This window comes from Vibrio sp. 947, assembly GCF_033339115.1.
Taxonomy (GTDB): Bacteria; Pseudomonadota; Gammaproteobacteria; order Enterobacterales; family Vibrionaceae; genus Vibrio; species Vibrio alginolyticus.
Genome location: NZ_JAWOTX010000005.1, coordinates 157350 through 182060, shown reverse-complemented (window position 1 = coordinate 182060; position 24711 = coordinate 157350). Strand labels below are relative to the sequence as shown.

Sequence of the window (24711 nt, the reverse complement as noted above, 5' to 3'; positions counted from 1 at the left end):
TAGATCAATGGCTTACAAGTGCGAACTATATCGCTCAATTAGCCAATTTTGGACCAACAACTTGTGAGAGATCACCTCTCCCCCATACAACAATGATTATGGACAGCTAACTAGGACAAATAAGATGAAAAAGACTCTAATTGCTCTTTCTGTATCTGCAGCAGCTATGGCAACTGGCGTAAACGCAGCTGAACTTTACAACCAAGACGGTACTTCTCTAGAAATGGGCGGCCGTGCTGAAGCACGTCTATCTATGAAAGATGGCGACGCTCAAGACAAATCTCGCATCCGTCTAAACTTCCTTGGTAAACAAGAAATCAATGACAACCTATACGGTGTTGGTTTCTGGGAAGGTGAATTTGAGACTGCTCAAAACGGTACTGTAGACGGCGACGACAAGAGCGATCTAGAAACTCGTCTTGCTTACGCTGGTCTTGGCGGTGCTTACGGTGAGTTCGCATACGGTAAAACTGAAGGTGCACTAGGCGTTATCACTGACTTCACAGATATCATGGCTTACCACGGTAACTCTGCAGCAGACAAACTAGCTGTATCAGACCGTACAGACAACATGATGGCTTACAAAGGCCAGTTTGAAAACCTAAGCGTAAAAGCAAGCTACCGCTTCGCTGATCGTATGGAAAACAAAAACACTGGTGAGTACTACGACAACAAACAAGACGGTTACTCTCTATCTGCAATCTACGCTCTAGCTGACACTGGTCTTGAGCTAGGTGCTGGTTACGCAGATCAAGACAAAGCTAACGAGTACATGCTAGCTGCATCTTACACAATGTCTGATCTTTACTTCGCTGGTGTATTCACTGACGGCGAGAAAATGGAAGATTCAAACAACAGTAACACAGTTGATTACACTGGTTACGAGCTAGCGGGTGCTTACACTCTAGGCCAAACAGTATTTACAACATCATACAACAATGCAGAAACTAACAACGAAACTTCTGCAAACAACTTCGCTGTTGATGCTTCTTACTACTTCAAGCCTAACTTCCGTGGTTACATTTCTTACAACTTCAACCTGATTGATGCAGGTGACAAGTTTGGTTCAACTGACACTAGCAAAACAGTTGCAACTAAGATCGATGCTGAAGACGAGCTAGCTCTAGGTCTACGTTACGACTTCTAATTCCGGTCTTTGACTAGAATATCGAATGCCCGCTTTAAGCGGGCATTTTTTATACTTCATTTTAAGCAGCGCGCCTTTCTCTCGTGTCTCATTCATGAAGACATTTGAAGCATTTATTTAGTTACCTAGCATATTGAAAGGACTTGCGTATACTCAATCACATAACTCACCTTAGAAAGTATCATTATGCGTTTACGTTGGCCCTTGCTCATATTCTTTTCATTACTTTCTGCTTTTTCACAAGCGTACCCTCATCAAGAGGTGTTGCCTGAAGGCGCCCGCATCAGTTTAGTTGCGGAAAAACTCAGTGAAAATGCTGAGCTTGACGGTGTTCATCCTACCGAACAACTGTTCCCACCTGCGAGTACATTAAAAATCGTCACCGCATTAGCCGCAAAGCTAGAACTGGGTGATAATTTCCGGTTTCGAACCAAGCTGGAAACGTCGAACTCAGATGCAGTGATTTACTTTGTCGGCGACCCAACACTCCAAACCAACGACTTAAAATCACTCCTCACTCTAGCTAAGAAAAATGGCTTAAAACGGATTAACGGTGACCTATGGCTCGATAACAGCGCATTCACTGGTTATAACCGTGCGGTGGGCTGGCCATGGGATATCTTGGGAGTTTGCTACAGCGCTCCGGCATCGACCATCACACTCAATAACAACTGTGTACAAGCCTCTATCTATACACAAAAAGATGGTGGAACGCGGGTCTACGTACCAGAGCATCAACCTATTCGTGTCACAAGTACCGTAGAAACAGTTTCTAAAACCATTAAGAAAAGTCGTCATTGTGACTTAGGTTTAGTTGCAAATCCCGATAACAACTACAAGCTAACAGGGTGCTTGGTTGAAAGAGACAAACCATTGCCACTGAAATTTGCGGTTCAAGACCCTGAGCGTTACACCAGTCAAAGGTTGGCGGCTTTGCTCAAGGAGCTCAACATTGGGGTATCAGGAAAGATTAGGGTCGGTACGGCGCCAGAAAAGCAGCGAAAGCTCATCGCAATGCATCAATCAAAAGCCTTACCAGACATTCTCGAAGATATGCTCAAAAACTCTGACAACTTAATTGCCGACACACTAACCAAAACACTTGGCGCTAAATTTTTCGTTCAGCCAGGCAGTTTTACTAACGGGACAGAAGCGATCAAGCAGATCATTTTCGCCAACACTGGTATTGATATTCGTAATGCGCGCCTAGAAGACGGCTCAGGACTTTCGCGAAATAACCGGATCTCCGCGACCAAGATGGCTGAAATGCTGCGCTATATTTGGAAGCATGAAAACGAACTCAAATTGATTGCCATCATGCCGAAATCAGGTGAATCCGGCACATTAAAGTACCGACAAAGTATGCGAAAACTTCCAATTAAAGGACAGCTGATCGCGAAAAGTGGCTCTATCTACGGGACTTACAATATGGCTGGATATGGCTTGGATAAAAATGGTCAACCTAACACCATTTTTGTTCAGTTTGTTTCAGACTACTTCCCAGAAAAACGGGACGACAACACACCTGTCATCGCCCCGATTACACATTTTGAGCAGCTTTTTTACAATGACATTGTGAACTTTAGTCAGGCAATACCTAAGAAATAGTTCACCACGTTAAAGTAAATCCACATTCCTGAAATATCGACGATAGACGCAAGAACTGGACTCACCAATACGGCCGGGTCCAACTTGCAAGCTCGTGCAATAATTGGCAACAGCCCGCCCAATGTTGTAGAAATGGTGACTTGAATGAACAGCGCAACTGCTATTGCCAGTGCGATATCGGTCAGTTCAAAGCCTCCTGTTGATTGTCCTGCACTAAATAACATAATGCGTCCAATCATCACGATAGCGATTGCTAGCGCAATAAATAGAGCGACTCGGCTCTCTTTCCACAAAACTTCTAACCATTGGCGTTTTTTTAACTCTCCAGTAGCAAGAGCACGAATCACCAAAGTTGCTGCTTGTGTTCCTGTGTTACCACCAGCAGCTGCAATCACTGGCATGTACACTGCAAGTAAAACAAGCTGACTAAGGGTGTCCTCATACTGAGCGATGATCAAGCCTGACACTATCCCTAAAAGAGCCAGCGCAATGATCCATCCAATACGCTGTTTTACATGCCCTAAAACACTAGTTGATAAATAACCATCGGGTGTATCAACTTCAGACATATGCAGACCCAGTTGGTGAGCATAATGACGTGCGCGTTTGTCATGACCTGCTTGCTCAAGTTGAGCAATAAGACTATTCACATAGCCGACAGAGCAATGCTGTAAAATACCTACAGCCTCATCAATAGGCATAACCGTAAGCAAATGGACTTGTTGCTCTTGCTCGTACTGCAAGAATGCATTGCGAGCTGCACCAATTTCTACTTCAGAAAAGTTTGGTGTTGTTTCAATAAAAGTGTTGTTCATTACCGTCATGGCGAATCTCCCGATTGGCATTGGTAACGACCATCGACAAAGCATGAAAAGCCACTCTTGCACGCTAAAAGTCAGACAACAATTAAGATGCACAGAGAAAACCAATGCGAATGCACTGTCTATTCAGAATGTATGAAGGAAATAACGAGAAGAAAATTAGAAAAGATGCCTCACCACTTAGGTAAGGCGGAGATCGCCAATACCGAAGCGGGTTATTTCGCTCCCTTAATCTTACTCACCCAACGACTGGGAGGATGGTCGGTATTGTTCATGTAAATCTCCGATAGCGCTGCCATTATTGGCAGCGCAAGTATAGTAGCAAAGTTCATCAGGTATGGAAGTTTTACTTTGCCGTTTTTGCTAAATTTTCATACAAAAAAAGCGCCCTTCGGACGCTTTCATTTGCAGTCATTATGAATTACTGAATAGTAATACGAGCAAATTTACGTTTGCCTACTTGGAACACGTAAGTACCCGCTTCTGGAGCAAATTTGCTGTCCGCAATTTTTTCACCATCAATCTTCACAGCGCCCTGCTTAACCATGCGCATCGCATCTGACGATGATGGACATAAGCCTGCTTCTTTCAACAGATTACTCACTGGGCGACCTGCGTCAAAGTCAAACTCTGGCATTTCATCAGGAATTTGGTTCTTCGCAAAACGGTTTACGAATTCTTGCTCTGCTGCATCGGCATCGGCTTCACTGTGGAAACGAGCAATAATTTCTTTTGCTAGCAATACTTTGATGTCACGAGGGTTTTTGCCCGCTTCTACATCAGCTTTGAATTGAGCAATCTCTTCCAGAGGACGGAAAGAGAGCAGCTCGTAGTAGCTCCACATTAAGTCATCAGAAATAGACATGATTTTACCAAACATTTCGCTTGGCGCTTCGCTGATACCGATGTAGTTGTTTGCTGACTTAGACATCTTCTTCTCGCCATCAAGGCCCACTAGAAGCGGCATCATCAGTACAACCTGAGGTTTTTGACCGTGAGACTTTTGCAGTTCACGACCCATTAGAAGGTTGAACTTCTGGTCTGTACCACCTAATTCAACATCCGTTTCCATTGCTACTGAGTCCCAACCTTGTAGAAGTGGGTACATGAACTCATGAATAGCAATTGGCTGACCACCCGCGTAACGCTTTTTAAAGTCGTCACGCTCTAGCATACGAGCAACGGTTTGGTTTGCCGCAAGGCGAATCATACCTTCTGCGCCCAATTCAGACAGCCACTCAGAGTTAAACTGAATTTTAGTCTTTGCAGGATCGAGAATTTTGAACACTTGCTCTTTGTACGTTTCAGCGTTACGCAATACGTCTTCACGACTTAGCGGTGGACGAGTTGTGTTTTTACCTGTTGGGTCACCAACCATTGCAGTGAAGTCACCGATTAGGAACGTCACTTCATGACCTAGTTCTTGGAACAAGCGAAGCTTATTGAAAATAACCGTATGTCCTAGGTGAATGTCAGGTGCTGTTGGATCAGCGCCCAATTTAATACGTAGAGGACGGTCTTCTTTTAGTTTTGCGATTAGCTCTTCTTCTGGAATCAGCTCTTCAACACCGCGCTTAATCTCGGCTAGTGCAGCTTCAATGCTCGCCATTCTTGTTCACTCCCACAGATTTGGCAAAAATATAATAGCTGAACATATTACTTGAATAGCGATGCATTTTGAAACACGTTAGACTAGGTAGTTGTCACTTTTTCCGTTTAATTTAGCAATCAAGTACCTCATGCATTCGATTTTTGTCCGACTTCCACTCTTGCACAAAGTATTGATCGGTTTTTTTAGTGCGCTGATTATCTTCGCGCTCTTCTTTTTACCTGATCCGCAAGACCTAGACCCGCAGCAGAGCCGATTAAAAGTTGGTCAACATTATCCTGTGCCAGTTTCCCTCGAACTCAGTGCACTAAATAGTTCATCGCCTGCGGTTCCCGCCGTGCTACGCTGGGAGACATACAAGGTAAAAAATGGCGAGAGTGCTGCCATCTTATTTAGTCGCGTAGGGCTTTCTGCTCGTCTATTACATGAACTGGTGTCATCAGACAAAGAAGTGGAAAAACAGTTAACTCGGCTTCGACCTGGTGACCGATTGCAATTTGGTTTTGACGAAAATAACAACTTGGTGCAGCTAAGAAGAACACTAAGCGCGTTCGAGACTTTTCGTATCACATTAAAAGACGGCAAGTACGTTTCTGAAGTTGATAAAAAAGAAGTCGACTTCCAGTACAACTACGCTGAAGCCACCATCAAATCAAACTTTTGGAATGCAGGAATATCTTCTGGATTAAATGGTAACCAAATCATGGAACTGGCTGGCATATTTGGTTGGGACATCGACTTTGCTTTAGATATTCGTAAAAACGACAGCTTCCGAGTACTTTACCAAGAGGAAGTGGTAGAAGGTGAAGTAATCGGCCGTGGAAAAATCATTGCTGCGATCTTTAAAAACCAAGGCGATACCTTTACCACAATATTGGATCAGAAAAGTGGCAAGTATTACGACGAAAATGGGCGTGCAATGAAAAAAGCATTCTTACGCGCGCCGTTGGACTTCCGTCGAGTTTCGTCTAATTTCAACCCACGCCGCTTACATCCAGTGACGGGACGCGTTCGTCCTCATAGAGGCACGGACTATGCAGCACCAGTGGGCACCCCGATTTGGGCGGCTGGTGATGGCGTTGTTCAAAAATCGTCTTACAACAAATTTAATGGTAACTACGTTTTCATTAAACATAGCAATACTTACATTACCAAGTACCTGCACTTAACCAAACGTACTGTACGAGCTGGTCAACGCGTTAAGCAAGGCCAAACCATCGGTACGCTTGGCGGAACTGGCCGTGTAACTGGCCCTCACCTGCACTATGAGTTCCTTGTGAATGGTGTCCATAAAAACCCGCGCACGGTGAATTTGCCACAATCTAAATCCCTGACAGGCAAAGCGAGACAAACTTTCATGGCAAACGCGAAAATTAGCATGGACAAGCTTGAACGCTACAGCAAACTGCTAGCAATGAAGTAAGCCAGGTATTGAAAAGGGCAGCGAAGCTGCCCTTTTTGTTTTGTCGATATCATCACGATAAAGCTTACTGTTCGGAGTGATGCTCTCTCCCGAGCATAAGCAAACACGGTGTCAGAATTAACGTTAGCAAAGTCGCAAACGCCAAACCACCCGCGACAGCGGTCGCAAGCTGAGACCACCATTGAGTGCTTGGTGCGCCAAACTCCACTTTCTGATTAACTAAGTCGATGTTCATTTCTAACACCATTGGCAATAAGCCTAATATGGTGGTCACCGTCGTAAGTAAAACGGGTCTTAAACGCTGCACACCCGTACGCAAAATAGCCTCAGATTTTTCTAAGCCACGTTTACGCATCTGATTATAAGTATCGATTAAAACAATATTGTTGTTTACCACGATACCAGCCAACGCAATCACTCCAATTCCCGACATAATGATGCCAAATGGCTTTTGGAAAATAAGTAACCCGGCGAAGACACCAACGGTAGAAAACAGCACTGCACTAAGGATTAAGAAAGCTTGATAAAAGCTATTAAACTGCGTAATTAAAATCAAAGCCATCACACCAAGCGCGACAATAAAAGCATTTTGCAAGAATGCTGATGAGTTTTCCTGCTCTTCATTTTGACCCCGAATCTTATATTCAATGCCTTCCGGTAAGTCGAGCTGTTCCATTCCAGCGGCAATCTTAGGTAACTCAAGCGCCAAATTGTAACCTTCCACCATATCCGCTTTAATATTGATAACTCGATGACCGTCGACCCGACGAATAGTGTCTTGCTTATGATCTGGTTTGATTTGAGCAAAATTCGTAATCGGTACCAGACCAGCTGCCGTTTTCACTCTCAGTTGATCAAATCGACCTATGTCGCGCTTATCTTGCGGATAGCGCACCAAAATATCGACTTCTTCATCCGCATCATCGGGCAAATAATCGCCTATTTTCAAGCCGTTCGTAACAAACTGGACGGTATTCCCGACTAAGGTAGCATCCGCTGCAAAGCGAGAAGCGTCATCTCGCTGGATATCAATTTGCCAATCAATCCCTTCCTTATTAGTGGTATCACTCAAGTTGGTCAGTGCAGGATTACCATCAGCCCAATGTCGTACTTTTTTGGCCGCTTCATCTAACGCACTAACACTCAAGTTTCGTGATGATACTTCAATCACGAGATCATGCTCGACAGGCGGTCCTGCGTCCGGGAATTTATACTCAAGTTCAACACCATAAAAGCGGTCTGTCGTCTCTTTTAGTTCCTCAATAATGGTTTTCACTTTGCGTCGATACTGCCAATCCACAGGCGTTATTTGAATCTGGCCAATCTCGTCCCCATTATCGCTCGCTCCTGTGCGCGTGTAGACACTTTCAAACTCGTCATGACCGAGCATCACCTTCTCGATTTCGCGCATAACAACATCTTTTTCGTGAATAGACAGGTCACCATAAGAACGAACTTTAACGGTAAAAAAGGCAGGGTCCACTTCAGGGAAAAACTCTGCACCCAAGCCAGCTTTGTTGTAAGTGAAGCCGACACCTGCCGCTAGCAGTATCGCGCTGAGTAAGACTTTCCATGGATGACGAATCGCTACCGACAGAGTCTGGTAATAAAGCTTGGTAATGCCAGTCGCTTTTTCAAAGTTGCCGTTATGCAGCTCCACCATTTCTCGCTGAGCTTTCTGATTGACTACTTGAGGCTTGCCAATGATCCCACCGATGACAGGAACGAACAATAAAGCCATCATCAGCGAAGCGGCCAAGGTAGCAATTAAAGTAAGTGGTAAGTACTTCATGAACTCACCAGTGATGTCTGGCCAGAAAAGTAACGGAGCAAACGCAGCCAATGTGGTTGCTGTGGATGCGGTAATAGGCCAGGCCATTCGCTTTGCTGCATCTCGATAGGCTTCTTTACGTGGCGTTCCTTCTTGCATGCGCCGATCTGCAAACTCTGTCACCACAATGGCACCATCCACCAACATGCCTACCGCCATAATTAAAGCAAACAGTACGACGATATTGACCGTCAGCCCAAATACCGATAACACCAACAACCCAGTCAAGAACGATCCTGGAATAGAAATCCCCACGAGAAGCGCGGTCCTAACCCCCAATATGGCAATAATGACGATAACTACGAGGATAATTGCGGATAAGATATTGTTTTGTAGATCACTGAGCATCAATTTGACATCGTCGGATTGATCCCAAGTGTATTTAACTTGCAAATTGTCGGGCCACTCGGCGCGCTTCTGTCCCTGAGCCAGTACTTCTTTTACCAACTCAACCGTTTCAATAATGTTTTCCCCTGCCCGTTTTTTTACGTCCAAAACGATGGCAGATTCGCCATCTAAACGAGCAAAACTTTCAGGATCGCGAAATGCACGCCGTACTGTCGCCACATCGCCAAAAGTGATCACCTCTTTGCCATTCACCTTGATCGGTAATTCAAGCACATCTTTCAGTGAATCAAAAACCGATGGGACTTTTACCGAAAAGCGTCCATACCCAGTATCGACAAACCCCGCTGCCACAACTCGGTTATTCAAGGCGATTAAATTATAGATATCCGCTTGATCGAGACCGTAGCTTTCCATCAATAGCGGATCGACAACTATCTCCACGATGTCTTCGCGATCTCCTGCGATTTCAACCTCAAGAATCTGACGGAAACTTTCCAAACGATCACGTAACGTTCTGGCAATCTGAACAATGGTTCGCTCTGGTACGGTGCCATAGAGCACAACGGTCAACACAGGCTCTTCAGATGCAAACGTGACTTCGTTTACCGTTGGCTCATCACTGTCCTCTGGTAACTTTGGCTTCGCAAGATCAACCGCATCACGCACATCTGCCATCGCTTTATCAAGATCCACTCCGACACTAAATTCCAGCGTCACCGAAGCATGACCTTCTGATGCCACAGAGGTCATCTCTTTTACGCCTTCAATTGAACGCAGCTCTTGCTCTATTGGGCGAACCAATAAACGCTCGGCATCGACAGGAGAAATACCTTGATGTCCAACAGAAACATAAATGATCGGAATGGTAATATCAGGGCTCGATTCCTTGGGGATTGTGACGTAAGTAATGACACCTGCAATTAATATCATCACCAATAATGTCAGCATAGTGCGAGCGCGAGATAACGCAGCATCAATCAGAGTGTACATAGGTGCTCCTTACTGCTCATTAGCTGCTTCAAGAACTACGTCATCAACTTTATTGGCCAGTACTTGATCACCATCTCGCACAAAACCTTGTCCCAGCACGATAATGTCTACACGCTCTCCTAACCCAGAGAGCCACACACCATCATCCTCGGCCTTAACGAGTTGAATTGGAACAAACTCAACATGCTCATTACGCAGTGTCTTGACACCTAAGTTACCTTCTTCATCTAGTGCTAACATGGCAGCCGTAATCTTTACCGCCAACACTTCACTCAAAGGCAGCTGTACTTCTGCGCTCATACCGGCAGAAATTCTTGCGTCTTGATTATCAATTTCGATTTCAATTGGAAATGTATTAGTAGAAGCAGAAGAAACACGTCCAATGTAGCGCACACGACCTTGATGATGCTGTTGGTTAATGGTTCTTACGTCGGCTTCTAGGCCTTCCTTAAGGTATTGTATATGCCGTTCACTGACATCGGCTTCAATCACTAAAGTATCCAAATCAATGACCGTCGCAATAGGATCGCCAATCCCGACAAAATCACCTAACTCAACAAAGTGGTGCTCTACGATGCCATCAAATGGCGCTTTAACCTCAGTATTTCTTAAAGCCGTTTGCACGTTACTCAAATTCGCACGTGCATCTACCAACGCTGCTTGCGCTGTCGCAAATGCAACCTCACCTTGCAGTCCACGACTTTTTAGCGATTTAGCTGCATTAAACTCTTTCTCTTTAACCAACAGCATCGCCTGGGCCCGTTTAAGTTGAATGCCAAGGTCGCGCTTATCGATGTTTGCGATCACTTGTCCCTGTTTGACCGCTTGGCCTTTCTTTATGTTAAGACTGACTATTTTACCGGCAACTTCGGCGCCAAGACGCGCTTGACGATTGGGCGCTGTTCGTCCATACAATTCAATGGTTTTACTGGTAGGTTCGGCAAGAAAAGTATCAAACATCACCTTTGCAAGTGGTGTCGTGTTCGTGGATGTTGAAGAGTTAGGATGATCATCTTGTGCTTTGAGTTGGCCGATGGTTAGCCATGCAACAAGAAGTAAGACGAGGATAAGAGATACTAGCCAAGGGCGCTCGACAATTCGGCGTCCAAAAGAAAGTCCAGACATATAAAGTCCTTTTTATTATTTCTCTGCATATCTGCGAGCGTGCGCTTTACGTGACATCCTTCTACATAAAGCACAGGCAGCCATTAGCTGCCTGTTAGGTGTTAATTACACACTGAACGATGCACCACAACCACATGTTGTCGTTGCATTGGGGTTATTTACGAAGAAGCGCGCTCCTTCCAACCCTTCTGTGTAGTCAACAATACCGCCAACGAGATATTGCAGACTCATAGGGTCTACAACCAGTGTTACACCACTGTTTACGATTGTCGTATCGCCTTCGTTTACATTTTCATCAAAAGTAAAGCCGTATTGGAAGCCGCTGCAGCCGCCGCCAGTAATGTATACGCGCAGTTTCAATGCTGGGTTTTCTTCTTCAGCAATCAATGCTTTAACGCGAGATGCTGCTGCGTCAGAAAAAGATAATGGTACGTTTACTTCGCTCACGAAGACCTCTCTCACTCGTGTAATGCGTCAAGCCTGAAGCAAGACGTCAAATTTGTGCTAATTGAGACGATTATCCAATACCTGACAAACTCGTTCAAGTATTCGCCGCCGATTCTTTATAACAGATGCGGATATATAAGATTACACTGCGAAACAACACATAAATTAAGCAAAACGTTTCTAACTTGATTATAGCTAGGTACAATGCGCTCCACTTGGTCCGAGCAATCAAAAGAGGATAACCCCATGACCAAATCATCAGAGCTGTATCAAAAAGCTCAGCAAACCATCCCTGGCGGTGTCAATTCACCAGTTCGTGCATTCAACGGCGTTGGCGGTTCTCCGCTATTTATCGAACGAGCAGACGGTCCACTGATTTTTGATGCCGATGGTAAAGCGTATATTGATTACGTTGGCTCTTGGGGTCCAATGATTCTTGGCCACAACCACGCAGTTATCCGCGAAGCAGTAATTGATGCAGCGCAACGCGGTCTTAGCTTCGGTGCGCCAACAGAACTTGAAATCGCGATGGCAGAATTAGTTTCTGAGCTTGTTCCATCAATGGAGCAAATCCGCATGGTAAGTTCTGGTACTGAAGCTACGATGAGCGCGATTCGTCTTGCACGTGGCTTCACCGGTCGCGACAAGATCATGAAATTTGAAGGTTGTTACCACGGCCACGCTGACAGCTTGCTAGTAAAAGCAGGTTCTGGTGCACTAACTCTAGGTCAACCAAGCTCTCCTGGCGTTCCTGCAGATTTTGCTAAGCACACGCTAACAGCAACATTCAACGACCTAGATTCTGTACGCGAGCTATTTGCTGCTAACAAAGGCGAAATTGCTTGTATCATCGTTGAGCCAGTAGCAGGCAACATGAACTGTATTCCACCAGTGGAAGGCTTCCACGAAGGGCTACGTGAAATCTGTGATCAAGAAGGCGCGCTACTAATTTTTGATGAAGTAATGACAGGCTTCCGTGTTGCTCTAGGCGGCGCGCAAGCACACTACAACATCAAACCCGACCTAACGACACTGGGTAAAGTGATTGGTGGCGGTATGCCAGTAGGTGCTTTCGGTGGCCGTAAAGAAGTGATGCAATACGTTGCACCTACAGGCCCAGTTTACCAAGCTGGTACCCTTTCCGGTAACCCTGTCGCAATGGCAGCAGGCTACGCATGTTTGAACCTTCTAAAAGAAGAAGGCAACGAAAAGCGCCTAGCTTCTAAAACGAAACAACTTGCTGAAGGCTTTAAGTCTCTAGCAGAAAAACACGGTATTCCGCTAGTTGTTAACCAAGTGGGCGGTATGTTCGGCTTCTTCTTCACTGACCAGGAAAAAGTAACTTGCTACGAAGACGTAACGAAGTGCGATGTAGAACGCTTCAAGCGTTTCTTCCACTTAATGCTAAAACACGGTGTCTACCTTGCGCCATCTGCGTTTGAAGCGAGCTTTACTTCACTCGCTCATGGTTCAAAAGAGATTGATGCCACATTAGAAGCGGCTGACCGCTGTTTTGCTGTTCTTGCAGAAGAAGCGAAATAATCGCTAAAAACGGCGATAACGCATTTAGAAAAGGACCGTAACGGTCCTTTTTTATTGCCAATTCAAAATAACCAATATCGCTAATACCCCAACGACAATGCCAAACCACGGTATTCGCTTAGCTTTTTTCTCAGTTTGACACTTTTTATCACCGTTGCAACAACCCATAGCTCATCTCTTGATTGATAACCGACTGATTTGTAGTCATTATAGCAAGGTACATCGCCCTGCTCTAATTCGGCATTGTCATAAGCTTGAAAGAGTTAAGAGTGCAAAGTAATAAAGGTTACACGCCATCATTGAAGGCATAAACCGTAAACGTCACCTGTAAGTTGGACTAATACCATGCCAAATAATGTAAAAATAACGTCGAGTCACCGAGTACTAATGGTTGCTTTACTCGCCGCTGCTTTTGCTTGCTACTTATTGGTTGAGCCATATATCAATTCCATTGTGATGGCTTTTATCATTTCTTTGCTCATGTTTCCGATACACGAATGGTTTGAGCAGAAAATTCCCCAGCACCCCAATATGGCGGCACTGCTGTCATGTGTCGTCTTGACGTTTATTATTGTTATCCCGCTTTTATTTGTGTTTGCCGCCATTGTTCAGCAAGGCTCTGTTTTCTCACAAAATACATATAATTGGGTTACCAATGGTGGTATCCAAGATATATTCCAACATCCTTTCGTTATCAAAGGCTTAGCGATTGTTAATGAGTACTTACCTTTTGATAAAATCGAGCCCAAAGCCATTGCTGAGAAAATTGGGCAATTTGCCACATCGTTTGGCTCTAACTTAGTCGCTATCAGCGCAAAGATTTTAGGAGACGCAACCAACTTCCTAATGAACTTCTTCTTAATGCTGTTTGTGCTGTTTTTTCTGCTTCGTGACCACGACAAAATTATCTCTGCGATTCGTCATATCCTGCCACTCTCACGTAGCCAAGAAGACCGCATATTGACAGAGATAGAGCAAGTTTCTAAATCAGCCGTAATGGGCTCATTCATGACAGCGATTGCTCAAGGTTTGGCTGGCGGTATCGGTATGTGGCTCGCCGGTTTCCCTGGGTTATTTTGGGGAACAATGATGGGCTTTGCATCATTCATTCCAGTGGTAGGAACCGCGCTAATCTGGATTCCTGCAGCAGCGTACTTGTTCTTAACAGGCGATATGACTTGGGCTATCTTCTTGACGGTGTGGAGTGTAGTTATCGTTGGCTCTATAGATAACCTATTACGTCCGTTGCTAATGCAAGGCAGCGCCGGCATGAATACCCTTATGATTTTCTTCTCATTACTGGGTGGTCTGCATCTGTTTGGTTTGATTGGTCTTATCTACGGCCCACTTATTTTTGCCGTGACCATGGTACTGTTTAATATCTACGAGGAAGAATTCAAAGACTTCCTTAACCAACAAGACAACAGCTAGTCACCGCTTAATCACTTCAAGCTTGGGGCAGATTGTGCGAAAATCTGCCCCAAATTATTCCTGATGAACCAAATTTATGTCTGCTTATATCGCTCCTAGCCAAATAGCTCAGCGCCAACTTGAATACTTCAACGGAAAACACGTTTTAGTCGCTGGTGAAGTTGAAGACCTATTTCCTCTTGAGTTAGTGGCTCATTGTGAGTCTGTTGAAGTGTTTACTTCCAACTATAGCTACTACCGCCAAATTCAAACATCTGACAAAGTGAAAAGTCATTTTGGCTCTGTATTTGATGTTGAAACAAAAGCAGACATGGTCCTTTTATACTGGCCAAAAGCAAAAGCTGAAGCAGAATACTTGCTGGCGATGTTGATGGCGAAACTGGGCATTAACACCGAAATCGTCATCGTTGGTGAAAACCGCTCCGGCATCAAGAGCATCGAGAAGATGTTCCAAGAATACGGCCCTGTGAACAAGTACGACTCTGCTCGTCGCTGCTCATTTTACTGGGGTAATTGCCTCAATGAACCAAAACCTTTCAACCAAGCAGATTGGTTTAAGTCTTACACTGTTACACTCGGTGAGCAGTCGCTAGCGGTTAAGAGCCTACCTGGCGTATTCAGCCATGGCGAGTTCGACTTAGGTAGCCGATTGCTGCTTGAAACCTTACCTAAGCTGTCGGGCAAAGTGCTCGACTTTGGTTGTGGTGCAGGTGTGCTCGGTGCGTTTATGGCGAAAGCGAATCCAGAGATCGCGATTGAGATGTGTGACATTAATGCTTATGCGATCACTTCTAGCCAAGCCACATTAGAAGCGAATGGTTTATCCGGACGCGTATTTGCATCAGATATATACTCGGATACCGCAAAAGACTACCGCTTTATCGTCAGCAACCCGCCATTCCACAGTGGTTTAGACACAAATTACAACGCAGCGGAAACCTTGTTGGGTCAGGCACCACAATATTTAACCAAAGACGGCGAAATGGTGATTGTCGCGAATAGCTTCTTAAAATACCCACCAATTATCGAGCGGGCGTTTAATAATTGCGAGACGCTAAATAAGACCAATAAATTTTCTATCTACTACGCGAAAAAATCATAACTTCCCTCCGCGCAGGCACAAACCTGCGCGATTTTTTCTCATAAATTCAACACTCATAAGAAAAACTGCGTCACCCTGCACGCTTTACAACTAACTTTCTTGTCAAAGAAAAAAAACTCGTTAATTTTGTTAATTCTATCTAGTTGAACATCTTATCCGTTTTTAACGAGAACCTCGGCAGCGAAGTATGTTTTAGAACTGCCCATTATGAGTTGTAATCTTATCCATGTTTAAATTCTACAAAAAACAGAAATTTAAGCGCCTTCAGAGTACACTGATGACCGCATTTCTGGTGCTCAGTATCACACCTCTTACCATTACTGCGATCTTTTTCTTGCAGTCCCACAGTAAAGATCTGCAAGAACAAAGCACCTCACACTTACTGTCTGTTCGAGATACAAAACAGCAGCAAATCATCGACTACTTTGAGGCACGAGAAACCGAAGTCATGGGCTTTGTGCGCTCAGAGTTGGCTTACGCCAGTGGTGGCCGATTCTACGGTCTCGTCAATGCTTTTAGTCGTTTAGGCAATGATATTGAAGAGTCTCGTAAAAACGCCCAACAGCGCTACATCGAGGGCAGCGGAGACCAAATCAAAACCTCAACGTTACCCGAGTCATCCAACTATGTAGGAAGTGAACGTTACCGACTTTTGCATAAACGCTATCATTGGGCCTACTTGGAGCTCCTCAAGCGCTCTGATTTTAATGACATTTTGCTGGTCGACATCAATGGTAACGTCACCTACTCGATCAACAAAGACGATAACTACGGAACGAACTTGTTATCAGGCCCCTACAAAGACTCGGCACTTGGCAAAACTTTCAAGCGTCTCGCCGATGATGTGACTGAACGTCGAAAAGTAAACGAAGACTACACTCCTGTGATTGTGTCTGACTTCGAGCTGGAAAGGGGGAAATCAGTCGCTTGGCTAGGTGCACCAATTGTTCAGCAAGGTTATCTACACAGCTATGCCATGTTCCGCTTGCCAAATAATGGCATCACTAAGTTAGCCGCAGACGCCAACCGAGAGTCATCAATTAACACCTTGCTGGTTGGAAATGATCACCAACCTCGCACAATTAACACGAAACAAGACGACATTAAGAACAGTTTAGAAGTGATCGATAAAGCACTCTCTGGTGCATTTGGTGTCGGCACTTACACAAACGGTTTAGGTGAAGAGATCATCGCGGCTTATGCACCGATTGAAACTCGTGGTGTGATTTGGGCGCTCGTCGTACAGTTACCAGAAAACGAAGCTTTCGCTCGTATCCATCAACTCGAAAAACTATTCGTTATCGCTATGTTGATCGCCATTATCCTTGTGGTGATCGCTTCTCACTATTTATCAAACTTTATCACTTCTCCGTTGCTGAAATTGACTTGGGTTGCCGAAAAGGTCTCTGCAGGGGATCTTGATGACACATCTTTTAATACGGTTCGTAAAGATGAAATTGGTCGGCTTGCGTTAAGCTTTGAACGAATGCAACGCTCTATTCGAGAGAAGATTCAAACCATTAAGAAGCAAAATGAAGAACTAGAAAGCAACATACAGATCATTCAGAAACAGAATGAAGAACTGCAATTGGCCGATAAATTAAAAGATGAGTTCTTAGCCACGACTTCTCATGAACTTCGTACACCGTTACACGGCATGGTCGGGATTGCTGAAACCTTAGCGTCCGGCGCCAATGGCGCGATCCCCGCTAGCCAGAAATATCAGCTTGATATCATCATTAAAAGTGGTCAGCGTCTCGCTAATCTAGTCGATGACTTGTTGGATTATCATAAAATGCGTTATGGAAGCATGGATATCCAGAAATCAGCAGTGAGTTTGGGCAGTGCAACACGATTGGTTTTAGAGCTTTCTAGCCATTTACTTGGAAGTAAAACCATCCGCATCATCAACCAAGTCCCAGCGGATTTAAAAGCAGTGTCAGCTGACCCGCAACGCCTTGAACAAGTGCTATATAACCTGATTGGCAATGCGATTAAATACACCTCAGAAGGTAAAATTGTTATCTCCGCTAATGTGGTAGATGATCATGTACGCGTACAAGTCGTGGATACTGGACAAGGAATTCCCGCAGAACAACTTGAACATATTTTTGAACCACTTATCCAAGCAGGGCAAGACGCGAGCCGTTATCGTCAAGGTGCAGGACTTGGGCTCTCCATTAGCCGTCAATTGATCGAATTAATGGGAGGCTCGTTATACGTCAGTAGCCAACCAATGGTCGGAACTACCTTCAGTTTCACTTTACCGCTCGCCAGTGAAGAAGAAATCCAAGCAACCCAGACTCTAGCTGCGCACGGGCACTTCCAAATTCCTGAAGTAAATGTAGAGAACAGTGAAGACTTATCACTTCCAGAGAACCCAGACGGCCCGTTACTGTATGTTGCTGACGATGAACCAGTAAACTTACGCGTGCTTGAAAGCTTTTTACGTTTAGAGGGCTATCGTGTGCGTACTGTCTCCGATGGGCCAGAAACGTTAGCGCTCGTCGAGCAAGAGAAGCCGGAACTTCTGTTATTGGATATCATGATGCCAGGCATGAGCGGCTACCAAGTTTGTAGTGAACTACGTGAAACCTATGATCATGCCGAGTTGCCAATCATTATGCTCACCGCACTCAGTCAAACAGAAGATCGTGTAAGAGGTTTTGAGGCAGGAGCCAACGACTATTTATCGAAACCATTTAATAAACAAGAGTTGGCGGCACGTATCCAAGCGCATTTAACGGCAAGTAAAGCAGAAATGCGCCATATGGAAAACAAAGTGCTAGAGTCTGAACTTAGACAGCGTGCAGTCGTTGAAGCAAGCTTACTTGAGACTCAAGGTCGTTTGTTGGAACAGCTAGAATCGGCTCCTGAAGCTATCATCTGTCTACGTGAAGACAAGCGTATTCGCTTTGCTAACGAAGCTGCTTGTAAGCTATTCAAGCGCAGCTTAGAACAGCTAAAGCGCTCATCTGCTGATGAGCTGATTGCCCCTAAATATCTGACCGTCAAACAACCTCATTACTGTGGCAAGATTGATATCTATATTGAAGATATTCGTCAGAACATCGAAGCAGACATTCTTAAGCTCCCTGAAGGTTCAGGGTTAGATATCATGTACATCTTTAATGTCGGCGGTGGAGCCAGTGCCGCTCGCATACATAATCTAGAAACCGCCGTAGAAGTGCTTTCAAGTTATGCATTTGATGGTGACAAAGACCAATTGCAAAAGCTAAAAGAGCTTGGCGGAGAATTTACGCGCCTTGCAGACAAAGCGCTCGGTAATAAAAAAGACAAGCAAGAACTTATGCGAGAAGTTCTAGTAGACGCAATGACACATGCTTTAGAGTATTGGGAATCTGTAACGGGTGAAAGTAAGTTCGCATTTGCAGAGCAAAGTGGCTTGTGGCGCGTTTATCTAGACCGTAGTACTTTGCAAACACGCACTTTAGATAAATACATGCGTATAGAAACATTACCCAAAACACCACGTTGGAGAACGGTGCTAAGCTCGATAGAGTTCATTCTCGAACACTGCAAAGAACAGAGCCCCGAGAGAGCATACATAGAAGCACAACGAGATAAACTACAGCGACTATTGACCAGCTAATATTTATCAAAAAAACTAGCCCAGCGTGCATGCTGGGCTTTTTTGTTATTCAAGTATTCCCTTCCTAGAGATAAAAGAGACCGCCTCTTCCTACCCCATTAACATATTTCCAATAACGAACATTCGGTTAGACATCGCTATCTATTGTTGGTCTTCAAAACGTACGATCTTATCCATTTAACTGGCCTTAATTAGGTAAGTTCGAGCAACCAAAAAACTTCATTCATACAATAAAAAAAGGACGACAAACGGAAGAAAACTGTCGATAAAAAAGGCCATTTTTCAGATAACAAGCGGATTTTGACGAACTATTGATAGAGATTGCGAACTTAATCACAACAGAACGGCAGATTAATTTTTAGCTGATTAATTAACACCATTTCTGCATGTGAGCGAGATCTCCGAACCTAGAAACCAAGCAAGAAACGTATATTTTAAATGGATCACCAGGTTAGTAATCACCAACACTCATTATTAACAAGGATATAAACTGCGACGCATATCAACGTTTATTTTTTGTCCCTCTACTGGTTAAAATTAGCCAAAATAACGTTTATAACGGAGAGCTCAGAGATTTTAACGTTTTTAACGGGAATCAAGTTTGATTATTTTATGGATAAGGTGTTTTCTTACTCCTGCCTAAGGCCTACAGGCCACTCTTGGCGAAACTCAATGTTGTAATGAGTAAGGCATGTACAAGAGGTAGGTCTTAGAGAGTGTTTATCAATTGATGACATTCAATTCCATTTAGTGAAATGAAAGCAAATAGTAAGGAACAGCTATGCTTGCCAATATTAAAAAAACAGCACTAGCAACAGCAATTATTGCAACGGCTACTACAGGTTTTGCATCGGTAGCTACTGCGGCTGAACGCAGTGAACTGACTATCCACCCTAAAGAGTTTACAACTTTCGTTCGTAACTTTAACCCTTTCTTGGGTGCAACTAACCTGCACACAACAACCGACTTTATTTACGAGCCGCTAGTTGTTTTTAACGAAATGCACGGTAACACGCCTGTATTTCGTCTAGCAGAAAACTTTACCATGGCTGATGACCTGATGAGCGTAACCTTCGATATCCGTAAGGGCGTAAAATGGTCTGATGGCAAAGCGTTTACCGCTGATGATGTTGTTTACTCTTTCAACCTAGTTAAAGAGAAGCCAGAGCTAGACCAATCTGGTATCAACTCTTGGGTGACTGGCGTAGAAAAAGTTAACGACTACCAAGTTAAATTCCGTCTAAGCGAAGCAAACTCAAACGTTCCTTACGAAATTGCGAAAGTACCCGTCGTACCTAAGCACGTATGGAGCAAAGTAAAAGATCCAGCAACATTCACAAACGAAAATCCAGTAGGCAGTGGTCCATTTACCGAAATCGACACTTTCACACCGCAGCTATATATCCAGTGTGAGAACCCGAATTATTGGGATGCAGACAACCTAGATGTAGACTGTCTGCGTGTGCCGCAAATCGCGAACAACGACCAATTCTTGGGCAAAATCGTTAACGGCGAAATGGACTGGACGTCTTCATTCGTACCAGACATCGACCGTACGTACGCTGCAGCAAGTCCGAATCACCACTACTGGTACCCACCAGCGGGTACTCAAGCATTTGTGGTGAACTTCAAAAACCCAGACGCTGCGAAAAACGAAGCACTAACTAACGTTGACTTCCGTCGTGCGTTCTCTATGGCGCTAGACCGTCAAACTATCATTGATATCGCTTTCTACGGCGGCGGTACAGTGAACGACTTCGCATCTGGCCTTGGCTACGCATTCGAAGCTTGGTCTGATGAAGAGACGCACAACAAGTACAAAGGCTACAACACATACAACGCGGAAGGTGCGAAAAAGCTTCTAGCTAAAGCTGGCTTCAAAGATGTAAACAAAGATGGCTTTGTGGATACACCATCTGGCAAGTCTTTCGAGCTTCTAATTCAATCACCAAACGGTTGGACTGACTTCAACAACACGGTACAACTAGCCGTTGAGCAACTAGCAGAAGTGGGCATTAAAGCTCGTGCTCGTACACCGGACTTCTCGGTATACAACCAAGCTATGCTAGAAGGTACTTACGACGTTGCTTACACCAACTACTTCCACGGTGCAGATCCACACTTGTACTGGGATAGTGGCTACAACTCGAAGCTACAAGCTGGTGACGGCATGCCTCGCTTTGCAATGCACTTCTACAAGAACGATAAGCTAGACGGTCTTCTTAACAGCTTCTACAAGACAGCAGATAAGCAAGAACAGCTAGAGATCGCTCATGGCATTCAGAAGATCATTGCTCAGGACCAAGTAACTATTCCTGTGCTATCTGGCGCGTACATGTACCAATACAACACAACTCGCTTCACTGGTTGGTGGAACGAAGAAAACCCTAAGGGCCGTCCAAACATTTGGGCAGGTATCCCAGAGCGTCTACTTCACGTACTGGACCTAAAACCAGTTAAATAAGTAGAAGTTCATTTCAAGCGGCATACATCCCGTGTGCCGCCTATAAAAATCCCTTGTTAACGAAACCAATATGTGGCGCTCGTCGTCAGGGGATTTTTCGCTCTAAATTTCGCTAGGAGCGACCTGAAACCAGAAACAGGGAAAAAATCTGGGTGAGTAAGGTGTGAGTTATGGGTTATTTTTTAAGACGTTTGTCGTTCTATCTTGTCGCGCTCTTAGTTGCAGCGACGTTAAACTTTATTATTCCGCGAGCAATGCCTGGTGACCCAGTTACCATGATGTTTGCTAATGCTTCAGTACAGGTGACTCCAGAACGAATCGCAGCAATGAAAGAACTGCTCGGTTTCGTTGATGGGCCAATTTACATTCAGTACTTCTCGTACATTAAAAACATTCTAAGTTGGGAATTGGGCACCTCAATCCAGTTCTACCCTCTTTCAGTTAATTCTTTACTAGGTAGTGCATTTGGCTGGTCACTATTTCTAGCTGGTACTGCGGTTGTACTTTCTTTCTCCATCGCTTCTGTCCTTGGTATTTTTGCCGCCTGGAAGCGCGGTAGTAAGTACGATGCATTCGTAACGCCTGGCACATTGATCATTCAAGCGATTCCACAAATGGTTATCGCAATGTTAGCACTGTTTACCTTTGCGATTGGCCTGAAATGGTTCCCATCTGGCTATGCTTACACGCCAGGTACTATTCCTGATTGGACAAGCTGGGAGTTCATCAAGAACGTGGGTTACCACGCTGTACTACCTCTATTCTGTGCAACCATCGTTCAAATTGGTGGCTTCCTAGTTAACATGCGTAACAACATGATCAACCTTCTCGCCGAAGACTATATCACGATGGCTAAAGGTAAAGGGCTGAGTGAAAACCGCGTCGTCTTTAATTACGCCGCACGTAACGCACTACTTCCAAGTGTTACCGCACTGTCTATGTCTTTAGGTATGGCCATTGGAGGTCAATTAATCATCGAGATGATTTTCAACTACCCAGGCCTAGGTACGGTTCTTCTAAACGCAATTCACGCTCGTGACTACCAAGTACTTCAAGGTCAGTTAATTATCATGACGATGTTCATGCTGTGCTTCAACTTAATGGCTGACATGCTGTACATGATTCTAGACCCTCGCCTACGTACGGGAGGCAAATAATCATGAAAGAACTATTCAAACTTATTTTGGGTAACGCATTTGCTCGCATTGGTCTTGGCATTGTTACGCTGTTCGTGTTCGTTGCGATTGCCGCTCCTTTACTTACAAAGCATGCGCCAGACAAGCGAACCGGTAACCCACACGAATACCCAAGCTTTGTTGTAAAACAGGCACAAAACAATCCTGATGGTTGGGTCGCTAAAAACCTAGCAGACGATCGTCGTACGCTGATTATGTCTAAAAAGGCTGACCACGTATTAGGTACTAGCCGAATGGGTCGCGATATCTGGTCGCAAGTGGCTTACGGTGCACGAGTATCACTGGGTGTAGGTTTTGGCGCTGGCATCATCGTGTGCTTCTTAGCAACAGTCATTGGTATATCGGCAGGTTACTTCGGAGGCAAAGTGGATGACGTATTGAGTGCCGCGATGAACATCATGTTAGTAATTCCGCAGTATCCATTGCTATTCGTGTTGGCGGCCTTTATCGGTGAAGCAGGCCCACTCACCATTGCCTTGATTATCGCTGGTACTTCTTGGGCATGGGGTGCACGTGTTGTCCGCTCTCAAACTATGGCACTACGCGAGAAAGAGTTCGTTAAAGCTGCCGAAGTATTGGGAGAGTCTTCATTCCGCATCATCTTTGTTGAGATTTTACCAAACCTTATCCCAATTGTCGGTGCGAGCTTCATTGGCTCAGTAATGCTGGCGATCAACACTGAAGCGGTCATTTCGTTCCTAGGTTTGGGTGATGCCAACACGATCAGTTGGGGCATCATGCTTTACAACGTGCAAACCTCATCAGCCATGCTGATTGGCGCATGGTGGGAAGTACTAGCACCTTGTATTGCCCTAACATTACTGGTTACTGGTCTTGCTCTGTTGAACTTTGCCGTTGACGAAATTGCGAACCCTCAACTTCGTTCTCACAAAGGCATGAAACGCTGGAAAAAACTAGCAGCAAAAGACAAGAAAGAGCGTGAGCCTGAACTGGCACCACAAAATGCACTATGGAGCGGAGATAAATAATCATGACTGCACCACTAATTTCCATCCGTAACCTATGCGTAGACTACATCACAGACGCGGGCGATGTCCGCGCCTGTAACAACGTGAGCTTCGACATTGCACCCGGTGAAGTATTCGGTCTGGCTGGTGAATCTGGCTGTGGTAAATCCACTGTTGCCTTCTCACTAATGCGCCTTCATAAGCCGCCAGCGTTTATCACAGGTGGTGAGGTTATCTTCAACGGTGAAGATATCCTTCAGTACAGCGATGATCGCATGCAAGCGTTCCGCTGGAGTGAAATGTCGATGGTATTCCAGAGTGCGATGAACGCTTTGAACCCTGTTCTAACCATGGAAGAGCAGTTCTGTGACGTCATCATGCGTCATACCAATATGACTCGCGCTCAAGCAAAAACACGCGCTGAAGGTCTGCTGGAAATCGTTGATATCCACCCTAGCCGATTGAGTGATTACCCGCACCAGTTCTCTGGTGGTATGCGTCAACGTCTAGTAATCGCAATCGCTTTGGCTCTGAACCCAAAAATGATCATCATGGACGAACCGACTACCGCATTGGATGTAGTGGTTCAACGTGAAATTCTACAAAAAATTTACGCGCTTAAAGAAGAGTTTGGTTTCTCAATTCTATTCATCACACATGACTTGTCATTGATGGTCGAGTTCTCGGATCGTATCGGCATCATGTACTCAGGTGAGTTGATTGAAGTCGCGCCTTCTAAGCAAATTCTGGAAAGTCCTTACCACCCTTACACCAAAGGTTTGGGTAGCTCTTTCCCTCCACTAACTGGACCAAAGACCAAATTGACTGGTATTCCAGGTAACCCGTTGAACTTGCTAGAAGTACCACGGGGCTGCCGCTTCCAAGCTCGTTGCGATCGCGTACATGAAGCATGTACACGTGTACCAACCCAATTACGTCAAATTGAACCAGGTCGCCTCTCAAATTGCCATTTGTACGGCGACACCATTGCTCAAGCTAAGGTTTAACAACAAAAAAACGCTAGCTAAGAACAAAAATTACACTGG

16 protein-coding genes are annotated in these 24711 nt (G+C 44.8%); 11 read left to right on the top strand and 5 right to left on the bottom strand.

From position 1 onward, the window contains the following. The first annotated feature begins 124 nt into the window (after positions 1–124). Both R7Q39_RS08435 and dacB read left to right on the top strand, forming a co-directional pair. Positions 125–1147, top strand: a complete 1023-nt coding sequence (locus R7Q39_RS08435; protein WP_005380064.1) for a porin — start codon at positions 125–127, stop codon at positions 1145–1147. Between the two features lie 186 nt (positions 1148–1333). Beyond that, positions 1334–2755 carry a serine-type D-Ala-D-Ala carboxypeptidase gene (gene dacB / locus R7Q39_RS08430; protein ID WP_104975563.1) on the top strand — a complete coding sequence of 474 codons (1422 nt, stop codon included), beginning with the start codon at positions 1334–1336 and terminating at the stop codon, positions 2753–2755. On the opposite strand, the gene R7Q39_RS08425 is transcribed toward dacB, so the two are convergent. Both R7Q39_RS08425 and tyrS read right to left on the bottom strand, forming a co-directional pair. Next, complete coding sequence (locus R7Q39_RS08425) at positions 2734–3579, bottom strand: magnesium transporter (protein WP_005380062.1); 846 nt, start codon at positions 3577–3579, stop codon at positions 2734–2736. The genes dacB and R7Q39_RS08425 overlap by 22 nt on opposite strands. Positions 3580–3997: 418 nt before the next feature. Next, positions 3998–5185 (bottom strand): tyrosine--tRNA ligase, encoded by a 1188-nt coding sequence (gene tyrS, locus R7Q39_RS08420; protein WP_017820416.1) that lies wholly within the window; start codon positions 5183–5185, stop codon positions 3998–4000. Positions 5186–5315: 130 nt separating this feature from the next. On the opposite strand from tyrS, the gene R7Q39_RS08415 reads away from it, so the two are divergent. Continuing rightward, positions 5316–6608, top strand: coding sequence for a peptidoglycan DD-metalloendopeptidase family protein (locus R7Q39_RS08415; protein ID WP_318075996.1), 1293 nt, complete (start codon positions 5316–5318; stop codon positions 6606–6608). 64 nt (positions 6609–6672) lie between these two features. Here R7Q39_RS08415 and vmeK read toward each other — a convergent pair whose 3' ends face one another. From vmeK to erpA, 3 genes are all read right to left on the bottom strand, one after another. Then, complete coding sequence (vmeK, locus tag R7Q39_RS08410; protein ID WP_104975565.1) at positions 6673–9777, bottom strand: multidrug efflux RND transporter permease subunit VmeK; 3105 nt, start codon at positions 9775–9777, stop codon at positions 6673–6675. Between the two features lie 9 nt (positions 9778–9786). Next, positions 9787–10902: an efflux RND transporter periplasmic adaptor subunit gene (locus R7Q39_RS08405; RefSeq protein ID WP_171343197.1), complete on the bottom strand. Its 1116-nt coding sequence runs from the start codon at positions 10900–10902 to the stop codon at positions 9787–9789. 105 nt (positions 10903–11007) lie between these two features. Further along, positions 11008–11349, bottom strand: coding sequence for an iron-sulfur cluster insertion protein ErpA (erpA, locus tag R7Q39_RS08400; RefSeq protein ID WP_005380031.1), 342 nt, complete (start codon positions 11347–11349; stop codon positions 11008–11010). A gap of 246 nt (positions 11350–11595) precedes the next feature. Here erpA and hemL point away from each other — a divergent pair, with 246 nt between their 5' ends. The 8 genes from hemL to R7Q39_RS08360 all read left to right on the top strand — a co-directional run bounded on the left by hemL (position 11596) and on the right by R7Q39_RS08360 (position 24672). Then, complete coding sequence (gene hemL / locus R7Q39_RS08395) at positions 11596–12891, top strand: glutamate-1-semialdehyde 2,1-aminomutase (protein WP_005380032.1); 1296 nt, start codon at positions 11596–11598, stop codon at positions 12889–12891. 345 nt (positions 12892–13236) lie between these two features. Continuing rightward, the gene (locus R7Q39_RS08390) at positions 13237–14322 is read left to right on the top strand and encodes an AI-2E family transporter (protein WP_085569821.1); all 1086 of its coding nucleotides are present in this window, start codon (positions 13237–13239) and stop codon (positions 14320–14322) included. Between the two features lie 76 nt (positions 14323–14398). After that, a complete protein-coding gene (rsmC, locus tag R7Q39_RS08385; RefSeq protein ID WP_017820412.1) occupies positions 14399–15424 on the top strand; it encodes a 16S rRNA (guanine(1207)-N(2))-methyltransferase RsmC in 1026 nt (341 codons plus the stop codon). 226 nt (positions 15425–15650) lie between these two features. Continuing rightward, positions 15651–19037, top strand: a complete 3387-nt coding sequence (locus tag R7Q39_RS08380; RefSeq protein WP_318075995.1) for a response regulator — start codon at positions 15651–15653, stop codon at positions 19035–19037. 781 nt (positions 19038–19818) lie between these two features. Continuing rightward, complete coding sequence (locus R7Q39_RS08375; RefSeq protein ID WP_005380037.1) at positions 19819–21501, top strand: ABC transporter substrate-binding protein; 1683 nt, start codon at positions 19819–19821, stop codon at positions 21499–21501. Between the two features lie 170 nt (positions 21502–21671). Continuing rightward, positions 21672–22658, top strand: a complete 987-nt coding sequence (locus R7Q39_RS08370; protein ID WP_005380038.1) for an ABC transporter permease — start codon at positions 21672–21674, stop codon at positions 22656–22658. 2 nt (positions 22659–22660) lie between these two features. After that, positions 22661–23686, top strand: coding sequence for an ABC transporter permease (locus R7Q39_RS08365; protein ID WP_025768199.1), 1026 nt, complete (start codon positions 22661–22663; stop codon positions 23684–23686). Between the two features lie 2 nt (positions 23687–23688). Beyond that, positions 23689–24672: an ABC transporter ATP-binding protein gene (locus tag R7Q39_RS08360; RefSeq protein ID WP_005380040.1), complete on the top strand. Its 984-nt coding sequence runs from the start codon at positions 23689–23691 to the stop codon at positions 24670–24672. Positions 24673–24711 lie beyond the last annotated feature (39 nt).

Excerpts from the sequence above, each read along its gene's own strand:
- R7Q39_RS08405 (WP_171343197.1), bottom strand. The coding sequence starts at position 10,902 with ATGTCTGGACTTTCTTTTGGACGCCGAATTGTCGAGCGCCCTTGGCTA.
- R7Q39_RS08435 (WP_005380064.1), top strand. The coding sequence starts at position 125 with ATGAAAAAGACTCTAATTGCTCTTTCTGTATCTGCAGCAGCTATGGCA.
- R7Q39_RS08365 (WP_025768199.1), top strand. The coding sequence starts at position 22,661 with ATGAAAGAACTATTCAAACTTATTTTGGGTAACGCATTTGCTCGCATT.
- tyrS (WP_017820416.1), bottom strand. The coding sequence starts at position 5,185 with ATGGCGAGCATTGAAGCTGCACTAGCCGAGATTAAGCGCGGTGTTGAA.
- dacB (WP_104975563.1), top strand. The coding sequence starts at position 1,334 with ATGCGTTTACGTTGGCCCTTGCTCATATTCTTTTCATTACTTTCTGCT.
- R7Q39_RS08360 (WP_005380040.1), top strand. The coding sequence starts at position 23,689 with ATGACTGCACCACTAATTTCCATCCGTAACCTATGCGTAGACTACATC.
- hemL (WP_005380032.1), top strand. The coding sequence starts at position 11,596 with ATGACCAAATCATCAGAGCTGTATCAAAAAGCTCAGCAAACCATCCCT.
- R7Q39_RS08375 (WP_005380037.1), top strand. The coding sequence starts at position 19,819 with ATGCTTGCCAATATTAAAAAAACAGCACTAGCAACAGCAATTATTGCA.
- vmeK (WP_104975565.1), bottom strand. The coding sequence starts at position 9,777 with ATGTACACTCTGATTGATGCTGCGTTATCTCGCGCTCGCACTATGCTG.
- R7Q39_RS08370 (WP_005380038.1), top strand. The coding sequence starts at position 21,672 with ATGGGTTATTTTTTAAGACGTTTGTCGTTCTATCTTGTCGCGCTCTTA.
- R7Q39_RS08425 (WP_005380062.1), bottom strand. The coding sequence starts at position 3,579 with ATGACGGTAATGAACAACACTTTTATTGAAACAACACCAAACTTTTCT.
- R7Q39_RS08415 (WP_318075996.1), top strand. The coding sequence starts at position 5,316 with ATGCATTCGATTTTTGTCCGACTTCCACTCTTGCACAAAGTATTGATC.
- R7Q39_RS08390 (WP_085569821.1), top strand. The coding sequence starts at position 13,237 with ATGCCAAATAATGTAAAAATAACGTCGAGTCACCGAGTACTAATGGTT.
- R7Q39_RS08380 (WP_318075995.1), top strand. The coding sequence starts at position 15,651 with ATGTTTAAATTCTACAAAAAACAGAAATTTAAGCGCCTTCAGAGTACA.
- rsmC (WP_017820412.1), top strand. The coding sequence starts at position 14,399 with ATGTCTGCTTATATCGCTCCTAGCCAAATAGCTCAGCGCCAACTTGAA.